Source organism: Hydrogenophaga sp. (assembly GCF_018780075.1).
GTDB lineage: Bacteria > Pseudomonadota > Gammaproteobacteria > Burkholderiales > Burkholderiaceae_C > Hydrogenophaga.
Genome location: NZ_JADMKB010000064.1, coordinates 1 through 11,348 on the forward strand (window position 1 = coordinate 1; position 11,348 = coordinate 11,348).

An 11,348-nucleotide genomic window follows, 5' to 3' on the forward strand; every position below is an offset into this window, starting at 1 on the left:
GGAACGGCGAGGGCAGCTGCACGCGCGGCGGCTACGCCTGCATCGCCTGCACCGAACCGGGTTTCCAGGAGCCGGGTCACCCCTTCCACGAAACGCCCAAGCTCGCCGGCATCCCCATCGGCCTGCCCACCGACATGCCCAAGGCCTGGTTCGTGGCGCTGGCGTCCTTGTCCAAGAGCGCCACGCCCAAGCGGGTGAAGCACAACGCGGTGGCGGATCATCTCGTTGTGAAGCCTGCTGTTCGCAAGACACGTTTGAAATGAGCACCGCATGAGCAGGCTTCTCGTTGGTCCGTTCAACCGCGTCGAAGGAGACCTGGAAGTCCAGCTCGACATCGCCGACGGTCGCGTGAGCTCGGCCCAGGTCAACGCGACCATGTACCGCGGTTTCGAGCAGATCCTGCAGGGCAAGGTGCCGCACGACGCGCTGGTCTACGTGCCGCGCATCTGCGGCATCTGCTCGGTCTCGCAGTCGGTGGCCTCGGCGCGTGCGCTGGCCGATCTCGGCGGCATCGCCCTGCCGGCCAACGGACAGCACGCGACCAACCTGATCCTGGCGACCGAAAACCTGGCCGACCACCTGACGCACTTCTACCTGTTCTTCATGCCGGACTTCGCCCGCCCGGTTTACGCGGGTCACCCCTGGCACGCCGAAGCGTTGCGCCGCTTCGCGCCCGACCACGGTGAGCAGGTGCGCGGTGCCACGGCGGCGCGCCAGCGCTGGCTCACGCTGCTGGGCACGCTGGGCGGCAAGTGGCCGCACACGCAATCGGTCGAACCGGGCGGCTCCACCCGCGCCATCGACGCCGCCGAGCGCGTGCGCCTGCTGGCCAAGGTGCGCGAATTCCGCAGCTTCCTGGAGCGCCAGCTGTTCGCCGCGCCGCTCGAAACCGTGGCCGCGCTGGAGACCGAAACCGCGCTCTGGGACTGGCACGCGCAGGACCCGCTGGGCGGCGACCTGCGTTTTTTCCTCACCCTCGTGCGCGATCTGCAGCTCGATGCGCTTGGTCCCGGCCCGGGCCGCTACCTGAGCTATGGCGCTTATGCACAGTCTGACGGTGGCTGGGCATTGCCCGGTGGGGTGTGGCGCGCGCAGACCGGTGCGGTCGAAGCGCTGGACGCACACAGCATCACCGAGGATGCGACCCACGCCTGGCTGGCCCACGCGCGCGAGCCGCTGCACCCGCTGCACGGCATCACCCGGCCCGAGCCCGACAAGCCCGGCGCCTACACCTGGAACAAGGCGCCGCGGCTGGGGGGCGAAGTGGTCGAGACCGGCGCCATCGCGCGCCAACTCACCAGCGGCATGCCCTTGGTGCGCGACGCGGTGGCGAGCCACGGCGGCACGGTCTACACGCGTGTGCTGGCGCGGCTGATCGAGCTCGCGCGCGTGGTGCCGCTGATGGAAGGCTGGCTGCAGGCCATTCGGCCGACCGAGGCCTTCTGTGTGCCGACGGCGCTGCCCGACGAGGGCAGTGGCGTGGGCCTGAGCGAGGCCGCGCGCGGCAGCCTGGGCCACTGGCTGGTGGTGCGGCGCGGCCGCATCGCCAACTACCAGATCGTCGCGCCCACCAGCTGGAATTTCTCGCCGCGCGACGCCGCCGGCACGCCCGGTGCGCTGGAGCAGGCGTTGGTGGATGCGCCGGTGCTGGAAGGCGAAAAAACGCCTGTTTCCGTCCAGCACATCGTTCGCTCTTTCGACCCCTGCATGGTCTGCACGGTGCACTAGATCGATCATGAGCAAGCCCCGTTCCCCAAGCCCGCTGCCCACCGTGCCGATGGAGGGTGTGGACGAGTCCACTTGGCTGGACGTGATCCAGAAGATGGACGAGGTCTACACCCGGCTGATCGACGACGAGGTCGAGCTGGAGAAGAAGAACACCGAGCTGGAGCAGTCGCAGCAGTTCATCTTCAGCGTGCTCACGTCCATGTCGGACGTGCTGGTGGTGTGCGACGAGCGCGGCCTGATCGAGCAGGCCAACGCGGCGCTGTGTGAACTGGTGGACCGGCGCGAAGACCAACTGCGCGGCAGCAGCCTGGCCGACCTGCTGGCCGACGCCGCCAGCGTGGACGCGGCGCGCGCCGCGATGGACCGCAGCGACGCACCCCGAGCCGGTCAGGGCATCGAGCTCAACCTGCTCGACCGCGCGGGCCAGCCAGTGCCGGTGGACGCCAACTGCACGCCGCGCATCGGCCCCAACGGCCGACGCGTGGGCACCGTGTGGGTGGGCCGGCCCACGGCCGAGCTCAAGCGCGCGTACCACGAGATGCGCGCCGCGCACGAGGCCCTGAAGCGCACCCAGCAGCAGCTGCTGCATTCGGAAAAGATGGCCTCGCTCGGCCAGCTGGTGGCCGGCGTGGCGCACGAGCTGAACAACCCGATCAGCTTTGTGCTCGGCAACGTGCACGCGCTGCGCAAGTACTGCGACCGCCTGCAGACCTACATGGCCGCGCTGCACGCCCACGAGCCCGAGCCGGTGCTGCAGGCGCTGCGGCAGAAGCTGCGCATCGAACACCTGCTGGGCGATCTGCCTTCGCTGATCGAGGGCACGCTCGAAGGCGCGCAGCGCACCGCCGACATCGTGCACGGCCTCAAGCGCTTCTCGGCCATGGACTCCGAAGAGCGTGTGCCGGTGAACCTGGTCGAGGTGATCGAGCGCGCCATCCACTGGGTGCAGAAAGGCCGGCCCACGCCGGTGGACGTGCGCTGGCAGGCGGGCGCACCCTGCACCGTGATGGGCAGCGCCGGCCAGTTGCAGCAGGTGATGATGAACCTGCTGCAGAACGCGTTCGACGCCGTGAGTGCCCCCGGGTTGGCCTCGCCCTGCGTGTGGGTGTCGATGGCCTGCGACGCGGGCCAGGTGCATGTGAGCGTGCGCGACAGCGGGCCGGGCATCCCGCCCGAGCACCTGCTGCGCATCTTCGACCCCTTCTTCACCACCAAGCCGGTGGGCAAGGGCACGGGCCTGGGCCTGTCGATCAGCTATGGCATCGTCGAGCAGCACGGCGGGCGCCTGAGCGCGCGCCACGCCGAGGGCGGTGGGGCCGAGTTCGTGCTGGAGCTGCCCCGGGCGCAGTAACGCTCCTTTCACCGGAGCGCGTGCCTGAGCCCTGTGCACGCCGGGGATCCGGCTTTGCCGGTCCAAGGGCGTGGTCCCCCTCGGGGGAAGCCGCGCAGCGGCGCAGGGGGGAGCCGTGCACCGCGTGCGTTGCGCCCAGCACACGCCGAAGATCCGGCTTCGCCGGTCCAAGGGCGTGGTCCCCCTGGGGGGGAAGCCGCGCAGCGGCGCAGGGGGGGTGATCTTCCCGGCGGCGACAATCCACCGCATGGAATTGCTGCTCGTCTCTATTGCTTCGCTGTTCGCCGGTTTTGTCGACTCCATCGTCGGCGGTGGCGGCCTGATCCTCGTCCCGGCGCTGTTCTCGGTGTTTCCCAACACCCACCCGGCCACGCTGTTCGGCGTCAACAAGGGCGCGTCGATCTGGGGCACGGGGGTGGCCACGGTCCAGTACGCGCGGCGGGTGCAGATGCCCTGGCGCGCGCTGTGGCCCTCCGCGCTGGTGTGTTTCGCGGGCTCGATGCTGGGCGCCTGGACGGTGACGGTCATCTCGCCCGATTTTCTGCGCCGGGCACTGCCGCTGGTGCTGCTGGGGGTGCTGGTCTACACGCTGGCGCGCAAGGATCTGGGCCGGCACCACACGCCGCACTTCAGCGGCCGCCAGGAGGCGATGGCCGCCGCCACGCTGGGTGCCACCATCGGTTTCTACGACGGCTTCTTCGGCCCCGGCACCGGCAGCTTCTTCGTGTTCCTGTTCGTGCGCTGGCTGGGCTACGACTTCCTGCATGCCAGCGCCAGCGCCAAGCTGCTCAACACCACGTCCAACCTCGCGGCGCTGATGCTGTTCGCCTGGAAGGGCCACGTCTGGTGGCACTTCGCGCTGGTGATGGCCGTGGCCAACGTGGTGGGCAGCCTGCTCGGCACGCGGCTGGCGCTCAAGCACGGCAGCGGCTTCGTGCGCGCGGCGTTCATCGTGGTGGTGAGTGCGCTGATCCTGAAGACCAGTTACGACGCCTGGATGAGATGAACCACCCCCGCCGCGCAGTGCGCGACCCCCTCAAGGGGGCGGCACTGGCCGTCCGGCAAAGCCGGCCCGGCGGTGCCCTGGGATCAACCCCCCTTCACGAGCACATTCAGTTTCTGGCGCGAGGTGTCCCGGCCGCAGGATGCGGTGGAACCGGCTTCGCCGGGCCACTCGCATCGCCCCCTTGAGGGGGTGACGCCGCAGGCGGCGCGGGGGGGCTTTCGTCTTGTGGCCATTGAACCGTGCTGGCTTTGAGCGGCGTGCCGATGGGGGCCGATGCCTCGCCCTTCTGCACCGCGGCCAGGTCCTGCGGGTTGGGGTACTGGTCGAGCAGCAGGTAGTCGAACACCCGGCGCGCGATCGGGGCGGCGCTGGCGGCGCCAAAGCCGGCGTTCTCCACCACCACGGCCAGCGCGATGCGCGGTTGTTCCACCGGGGCAAAGGCGAGGTAGAGCGAGTGGTCGCGCTGGTGCTCTTCGAGCTTGCGCGCGTCGTAGCGGTCTTTCTGGCCGATGGTCACGGCCTGCGCGGTGCCGGTCTTGCCGCCGCTGGTGTAGCCGGCGCCGGCGAACACGCGCGTCGAGGTGCCTTCGGTGGTCACGCCCTGCATCGCGCGCAGCACGACGTTGATGTTCTCGCGCTGGTAGCCCATGTTCACCGGCGCCTCCAGCGGCAGCGGCGTGCGTTCGCGGGTCAACACGTTTTCGGTCGCCAGCGTCAGGTGCGGCTTGTACTTGACGCCGCCGTTGGCCAGCGTGGCCATGGCGTGCGCGATCTGCAGCATGGTGAAGTTGTTGTAACCCTGGCCGATACCGAGCGAGATGGTTTCACCCGCGTACCAGCGCTGCTGCTCGGGCCGCTTGTAGTTGCTGCGCTTCCATGCCTGGTTGGGCAGCACGCCGCGCACCTCGCCGCGCAGGTCGATGCCGGTGATCTGGCCAAAACCCAGTGGGGCCATGAAGTCGTGCATCGTCTCCACGCCCATGTCGTTGGCCAGCGAGTAGTAGTAGGTGTTGCTCGACTTGACGATGCTGCGGTGCATGTCCACCGCGCCCAGGCCGCCGTCGCCGTGGCTGCGGAAGCGGTGGTTGCCGAACATCCAGTAGCCCGGGTCGTTGACGATCGCGGTGGCGCTGCGGGTGCCGGTTTCCAGGGCGCCGAGCGCCATGAAGGGCTTGTAGGTCGAGCCCGGCGGGTAGGTGCCGCGCAGCGCGCGGTTCAGCAGCGGTTTGTCGAGCGACTCGTTGAGCATGCGCCAGTTCTCGACGTCGATGCCCTCGACGAAGAGGTTGGGGTCGAAGGTTGGTTTGCTCACGAAGGCGAGCACCTCGCCGTTGCGCGGGTCGATCGCGACCAGCGCGCCCCGGCGGTCGCCGAACATGTCCTCGATCAGCTTCTGCAGCTTGATGTCGATCGCGAGCACCACCGTGTTGCCGGGCGTGGCGGGCGTGTTGGCCAGTGAGCGCACCGCCCGCCCGCCGGCCGAGGTCTCGACCCGGTCGAAGCCGGTGACGCCGTGCAGCTCGCGCTCGTAGTGCTGTTCGGCGCCGAGCTTGCCGATGTATTCCGTGCCGCGGTAGTTGGCCTGTTCTTCTTCCGGCCAGTCTTCGATGGACTCTTTTTCGCGCTGGTTGATGCGGCCGATGTAGCCCACCACGTGGCTGGCGATCTCGCCGTACGGGTAGTGCCGGATCAGGCGCGCGCGAACGTCCACGCCGGGGAAGCGGTAGCGCTGCACGGTGAAGCGCGCCACCTCGTCGTCGGTGAGGCGCGTGCGGATGGGCAGCGAGTCGAAACTGCGCGACTCTTCCAGGAGTTTGCGAAAGCGGCGTTTGTCGCGCGGCTCGATGTTTACCAGGGTGCCCAGCGCGTCGATGGTGGCGTCAAGGTCCTCGACCTTGGACGGCGTGATCTCCAGCGTGTAGGCCGAGAAGTTGGTGGCGAGCACGCGGCCATGGCGGTCCAGGATCTGGCCCCGGTTGGGCACCACCGGCAGCACCGCCGTGCGGTTGCTCTCGGCCTGCGCGTCCAGGTCTTCGTGGCGAAGCACCTGCAGATACACCATGCGCGAGGCCACCAGGCCAAACGCAAACACCACCGCGAGGCCCGCCACCAGCACCCGGGTGCGGAACTGCGCCAGGTCGGCTTCGACGTTGCGCAACTCGGTCAAAAGACAAGCCCCCACACTCCGCCGCTGCGCGGGTCGTTGAACAGGGCGCTGCCAGAGTCAGCGCCACTTGGCGCCGTCCAGACGTGCGCAGGCACGTCCGGAGCCGCGGCACCAAGCCCCTCGGGGGCTGTTTCGCCTTGGGGCGGCCCGGCGGCGAAACGCGTCCGACGCGAGAAGCTTTCACGCCAGGATGCGGTGGAACCGGCTTTGCCGGGCCACTCGCATCGCCCCCCTTGAGGGGGGAGACGCCGAAGGCGGCGCAGGGGGTGTTCCATCTACAGAGGCCGGTTGTCGTCGGGGTTGGGCGCGCGGCGCTGAGGCGCGAGCAACATCACGCTGGCCACCGGCCAGAGCGCGGCGTCGATCACCGGCGCCAGCAGGTAAGACCAGCCCGGGAAGGCGCCACCCGCGATCATGCCGACCAGCAACTCCAGCAGGTGCGCGGCGAAAAACAGCGGCAGCACCTGCACCGCCTGGGTCGGCACGCCGAACCACAGCAGGCGCCGGTGCATGAAGACCGAGGCGTAGCCGAGCACCGTGTAGGCGAGCGCATGCTGGCCCAGCAAGGCGCCCTGGTGCACGTCCATGGTCAAGCCGAACAGGAAGGCCACGCCCACGCTCACCCGCAAGGGCTGGTGCACGCTCCAGAACACCAGCACCACCGCCAGCAGGTCCGGCACCCAGGCGCCTCGACCCCACAGACCCATGTTCATGACCATGTTCAACAGCAGGGCCACGAACAGGCTGAACCAGATGAAGGCGGGGTTGGCGGGCAGCAGCAGCTGCTGGCCGGGGCGCATGATCATGGCGCGCTCCTCGCATTGGCCGTGTCGCTGGCCGGGCGCCGGGGTTTGGCGGCGGCATCCGGCAGCGGCGACGGCGGCAGGCCCTGGCCCACGGGGGTGAGCACCAGGACGTGCAGCGCTCCTTGCACGCGCGCGATCGGCGCGCAGTTGATGCGGGTGAACGACGATTCGGCACGGCGCTCGACGCGGGCGATCTTCGCGACCGGGAGGCCGGCCGGGTAGACCCCATCGACACCGCTGGTGGTGAGCAGGTCGCCCTCGGCGATGTCGGCGTTGGACAGGGTGTAGCGCAACTCCAGGCCGTCACCGTCCACCCCGGGTTGGCCGTAGACCACGCTGCGCACGCCGGTGCGGGCGTTGAGCACGGGGATCGCCTGATCGCGGTCGATCAGCAGCGTCACCTCCGACACCAGCGGGTAGACGCGCGTCACCTGCCCCAGCACGCCGCTGTCGTCGATGACGGGCGAGCCCGCCACCACGCCGTGGGTCTGCCCCCGGTCGATCACGACCTTGCGCGAGTACGGGTCGGCCGCGTCGTAGAGCACCTGGGCGCCGGTGGTGGGCGTGGTGATGCGCTCGCGCATCACCAGCAGCTCGCGCAGGCGCCGGTTTTCCAGCTCAAGTTGTTCAAGCTGCAGGGAGCGCTCGGCCTGCGACGCCAGCTTCTGTTGGGCCAGGGCTTCGTTCTGCTGGGCCTGGTGCAGGCTGGAAAAATACCCGCCCGCCTGACCGACCGCTTCAATGGGCTGCAGCACCAGCCACTGCACCGGGTACAGCGCCGTGGCCAGCGCGCTGCGCAGCGGCGCGGTGATGCGAAAGCGCGTGTCCGCGACCATCAGGAACAGCGCCACGGCGCTGAAGACCATCAGTTTGGACAGGGCAGAAGGCCCCTGTTTGAAAAACGGGGGAGGCGTGCGATCCAGGGTGCCCAGTGGCATGGATGGGTGGGCTCGCTAGGGCGTGGGTGTGGTGCCGGGAACCGGCGCCATGCCGTTATTCGCTGGTGAAGATGGTGCCCAGGCGCTCCATGCGCTCCAGGGCCATGCCGCAACCGCGCACCACGCAGGTCAGCGGCTCTTCGGCCACCAGCACCGGCAGGCCGGTTTCTTCGGCCAGCAGGCGGTCCAGGTCGCGCAGCAGCGCGCCGCCACCGGTCAACATCATGCCGCGCTCGGCAATGTCGGCGCCCAATTCGGGCGGCGTCTGTTCCAGCGCGCTCTTGACGGCCGAAACGATGCTGTTGAGCGGATCGGTCAGCGCTTCCAGGATCTCGTTGCTGGAGATGGTGAAGCTGCGCGGCACGCCCTCGGAGAGGTTGCGGCCCTTGACTTCCATTTCCTTGACTTCGGAGCCGGGGAAGGCCGAGCCGATGTTCTTCTTGATGGCTTCGGCGGTGGGTTCGCCGATCAGCATGCCGTAGTTGCGGCGGATGTAGGCGATGATGGCCTCGTCGAAACGGTCACCGCCAACACGCACGCTGCCCTTGTAGACCATGCCGCCGAGCGAAATGACGCCGACTTCGGTGGTGCCGCCGCCGATGTCCACCACCATGGAACCCGAGGCGTCGGACACCGGCAGGCCGGCGCCGATGGCCGCGGCCATGGGCTCTTCGATCAGGTACACCTCCGAGGCGCCGGCGCCGAGCGCCGATTCGCGGATCGCGCGGCGCTCGACCTGGGTCGAACCGCAGGGCACGCAGATGATGATGCGCGGGCTCGGCTTGAACATCGAGCGCGGGTGCACCATCTTGATGAACTGCTTGAGCATCTGCTCGGTCACGGTGAAGTCGGCGATCACGCCGTCTTTCATCGGGCGGATGGCTTCGATGTTGCCGGGCACCTTGCCCAGCATGGCCTTGGCTTCCTTGCCGACGGCCTGGATCGTTTTCTTGCCCTGGGGGCCGCCTTCGTGGCGGATCGACACCACCGAGGGTTCGTCAAGCACGATGCCCTTGCCGCGAACGTAGATGAGGGTGTTGGCGGTGCCAAGGTCAATGGCCAGGTCGGTCGAAAACTGCCGACGGAACGCTTCAAACATGGTGCAAAAATCCTGTGGGGCACGACCGCAGCTTCGTGCGGCCGTCGCCAGGTGCTGGACGGGAAGGTCGGGGCTTTAAGTCTTTGATTCAACGGCAAAAAGCGTGCTGGGACGGGTTCTGCCGCTAAACCTTGGATAATACCGTATCCCCTGTGCATAACTGTGCCGCCCGAAGGGGCCAACCATCACTTTACAGGCCGTTTCAGGGGCATTTCGGCCCCCAACAGCCCGTTTCTTTCCACTTACACCGGTTTCCCGTCCTGCCATGTCCCTGACCTTGTCCGACATCGGGCGCATCGCCAATCTGGCGCGCCTAGAACTCTCCGGGCCCCAAAGCGAGCGCATGCTGGGCCAGCTCAACGGCTTCTTCGACATCGTCGAGCAGATGAACGCGGTGGACACCACCGGCGTGGAGCCGCTTGCCCACCCCACGGCGGTGATCGACCACGTGAGCCTGCGCCTGCGCCCGGACGTGGCCAGCGAACCCAACAACCGCGAAGCCAACCAGAAGAGCGCCCCCGCCGTTGAGCGCGGCCTGTTTTTGGTGCCGAAAGTGATCGAATGAGCACCCCCGAACTGCACCAAATGGGCGTGGCCGAACTGGCCAGCGCCATCGCCGATAAAACAACCTCCAGCGTCGAAGCCGCGCAGCACCTGCTGGCGCGCGCCCGGCAGCACGCCGGCCTGGGCGCCTACCTGGCGTTCAACGAAGACCTGACGCTCGCGCAGGCGAGAGCCGCCGACGCGCGCGTGGCCGCGGGCGAACGCGGCCCGCTGCTGGGCGTGCCGCTGGCGCACAAGGACATCTTTGTCACCCAGGGTTTCCCCACCACCGCCGGCTCCAAGATGCTGGCCGGTTACCAGAGCCCGTTCGACGCCACCGTGGTCGCCAACCTGGCCACCGCCGGCGCCGTGACGCTGGGCAAGCTCAATTGCGACGAGTTCGCCATGGGCTCGGGCAACGACAACTCGGCCTACGCGCCGGTGCACAACCCCTGGGACACGGCCCGCGTGCCCGGTGGCTCCTCGGGCGGCTCTGCCGCCGCCGTGGCCGCGCGCCTGGTGCCCGCCGCCACCGGCACCGACACCGGCGGCTCCATCCGCCAGCCCGCCAGCTTCACCGGCATCACCGGCATCAAGCCCACCTACGGCCGCTGCTCGCGCTACGGCATGGTGGCCTTCGCCTCCAGCCTCGACCAGGCCGGCCCGATGGCGCGCAGCGCCGCCGACTGCGCCACGCTGTTGACGGCGATGGCCGGCCCCGACATCGACCGCGACTCCACCAGCCTGGACCACCCGGCCGAGGATTACACGCGCCTGCTGGGGGCGCCGCGTGAAGGCGCTTCGGCTGCGATGCCGCTCAAGGGCCTGCGCATCGGCATGCCCACAGAGTTCTTTGGCGAAGGCTGTGCGCCCGACGTGCTGGCCGCCGTGCGCGCCGCGTTGGCCGAGTATGAAAAGCTGGGTGCCACGCTGGTCGATATTTCGTTGCCGCGCACCGAGCTCTCCATCCCGGTCTACTACATCATTGCGCCCGCAGAAGCCTCGTCCAACCTCAGCCGTTTCGACGGCGTGAAGTTCGGTCACCGCGCCGCACAGTACGACGACCTGACCGACATGTACAAGAAGTCGCGCAGCGAAGGCTTCGGCCCCGAGGCGCAGCGCCGCATCATGATCGGCACCTACGTGCTGAGCCATGGTTACTACGACGCTTATTACCTGAAGGCGCAACAGATCCGCCGCCTGATCGCACAGGACTTCCAGCAGGCCTTCACCCAGTGCGACGTGATCGCCGGTCCGGTGGCGCCCACCGTGGCCTGGAAGATCGGCGAAAAGAGCGACGACCCGGTCGCCAACTACCTGGCCGACATCTACACACTGTCCACCTCGCTGGCCGGCCTGCCCGGCATGAGCGTGCCGGCCGGCTTCGGCGCGGCCAACCTGCCTGTGGGGCTGCAACTGGTGGGCAACTATTTCAAGGAAGGCGAGCTGCTGCAAGCCGCCGATGCATTCCAGCGCGCGACGGACTGGCACACCAAGACGCCGGAGGGCTTCTGAACATGAGCGACAAAAAGCAAGCTTCCCTGCTGGTGCAGGGCTACGAGGTCGTGATCGGCTTCGAGACGCACGCCCAGCTGGCCACGAACAGCAAGATTTTCAGCCGCGCGCCCACGGCGTTTGGTGCCGAGCCCAACACCCAGGCCTGCGCGGTGGACCTGGCCCTGCCGGGCACGCTGCCGGTGATGAACCGCG

9 protein-coding genes and 2 pseudogenes are annotated in these 11,348 nt (G+C 68.5%); 7 read left to right on the forward strand and 4 right to left on the reverse strand.

What is annotated here, in order from left to right; translation table 11 throughout:
* The 4 genes and pseudogenes from IV088_RS12775 to IV088_RS12790 all read left to right on the forward strand — a co-directional run.
* Positions 1 to 263 (forward strand): annotated as a pseudogene (locus IV088_RS12775) (HupU protein); the annotation flags it as partial.
* 7 nt (positions 264 to 270) lie between these two features.
* Positions 271 to 1,728 (forward strand): nickel-dependent hydrogenase large subunit, encoded by a 1,458-nt coding sequence (locus IV088_RS12780; RefSeq protein ID WP_291102462.1) that lies wholly within the window; start codon positions 271 to 273, stop codon positions 1,726 to 1,728.
* 7 nt (positions 1,729 to 1,735) lie between these two features.
* Positions 1,736 to 3,079, forward strand: a complete 1,344-nt coding sequence (locus tag IV088_RS12785) for an ATP-binding protein (protein ID WP_291102464.1) — start codon at positions 1,736 to 1,738, stop codon at positions 3,077 to 3,079.
* A 247-nt stretch (positions 3,080 to 3,326) separates the two neighbouring features.
* Positions 3,327 to 4,085 (forward strand): TSUP family transporter, encoded by a 759-nt coding sequence (locus IV088_RS12790; RefSeq protein ID WP_291102466.1) that lies wholly within the window; start codon positions 3,327 to 3,329, stop codon positions 4,083 to 4,085.
* Positions 4,086 to 4,191: 106 nt separating this feature from the next.
* On the opposite strand, the gene mrdA is transcribed toward IV088_RS12790, so the two are convergent.
* The 4 genes from mrdA to IV088_RS12810 all read right to left on the reverse strand — a co-directional run bounded on the left by mrdA (position 4,192) and on the right by IV088_RS12810 (position 9,095).
* Positions 4,192 to 6,252: a penicillin-binding protein 2 gene (gene mrdA, locus IV088_RS12795; protein WP_291102468.1), complete on the reverse strand. Its 2,061-nt coding sequence runs from the start codon at positions 6,250 to 6,252 to the stop codon at positions 4,192 to 4,194.
* A 275-nt stretch (positions 6,253 to 6,527) separates the two neighbouring features.
* Positions 6,528 to 7,058: a rod shape-determining protein MreD gene (gene mreD / locus IV088_RS12800; RefSeq protein WP_236963265.1), complete on the reverse strand. Its 531-nt coding sequence runs from the start codon at positions 7,056 to 7,058 to the stop codon at positions 6,528 to 6,530.
* On the reverse strand, positions 7,055 to 7,996 hold the full coding sequence (gene mreC / locus IV088_RS12805) for a rod shape-determining protein MreC (RefSeq protein WP_291102471.1): 942 nt from the start codon (positions 7,994 to 7,996) through the stop codon (positions 7,055 to 7,057). The genes mreD and mreC overlap by 4 nt, the downstream gene beginning before the upstream one ends.
* Positions 7,997 to 8,051: 55 nt before the next feature.
* Positions 8,052 to 9,095: a rod shape-determining protein gene (locus IV088_RS12810; RefSeq protein ID WP_077328881.1), complete on the reverse strand. Its 1,044-nt coding sequence runs from the start codon at positions 9,093 to 9,095 to the stop codon at positions 8,052 to 8,054.
* A 265-nt stretch (positions 9,096 to 9,360) separates the two neighbouring features.
* On the opposite strand from IV088_RS12810, the gene gatC reads away from it, so the two are divergent.
* The 3 genes and pseudogenes from gatC to gatB all read left to right on the forward strand — a co-directional run.
* Positions 9,361 to 9,660, forward strand: coding sequence for an Asp-tRNA(Asn)/Glu-tRNA(Gln) amidotransferase subunit GatC (gene gatC / locus IV088_RS12815; RefSeq protein WP_291102475.1), 300 nt, complete (start codon positions 9,361 to 9,363; stop codon positions 9,658 to 9,660).
* Complete coding sequence (gene gatA / locus IV088_RS12820; RefSeq protein ID WP_291102482.1) at positions 9,657 to 11,153, forward strand: Asp-tRNA(Asn)/Glu-tRNA(Gln) amidotransferase subunit GatA; 1,497 nt, start codon at positions 9,657 to 9,659, stop codon at positions 11,151 to 11,153. The genes gatC and gatA overlap by 4 nt, the downstream gene beginning before the upstream one ends.
* Before the next feature lie 2 nt (positions 11,154 to 11,155).
* Positions 11,156 to 11,348: pseudogene (gene gatB, locus IV088_RS12825) on the forward strand (Asp-tRNA(Asn)/Glu-tRNA(Gln) amidotransferase GatCAB subunit B); the annotation flags it as partial.

Coding starts and splice junctions, on each gene's coding strand:
- IV088_RS12780 (WP_291102462.1), top strand. CDS start 271: ATGAGCAGGCTTCTCGTTGGTCCGTTCAACCGCGTCGAAGGAGACCTG.
- IV088_RS12785 (WP_291102464.1), top strand. CDS start 1,736: ATGAGCAAGCCCCGTTCCCCAAGCCCGCTGCCCACCGTGCCGATGGAG.
- IV088_RS12790 (WP_291102466.1), top strand. CDS start 3,327: ATGGAATTGCTGCTCGTCTCTATTGCTTCGCTGTTCGCCGGTTTTGTC.
- mreD (WP_236963265.1), bottom strand. CDS start 7,058: ATGATCATGCGCCCCGGCCAGCAGCTGCTGCTGCCCGCCAACCCCGCC.
- mreC (WP_291102471.1), bottom strand. CDS start 7,996: ATGCCACTGGGCACCCTGGATCGCACGCCTCCCCCGTTTTTCAAACAG.
- IV088_RS12810 (WP_077328881.1), bottom strand. CDS start 9,095: ATGTTTGAAGCGTTCCGTCGGCAGTTTTCGACCGACCTGGCCATTGAC.
- gatC (WP_291102475.1), top strand. CDS start 9,361: ATGTCCCTGACCTTGTCCGACATCGGGCGCATCGCCAATCTGGCGCGC.
- gatA (WP_291102482.1), top strand. CDS start 9,657: ATGAGCACCCCCGAACTGCACCAAATGGGCGTGGCCGAACTGGCCAGC.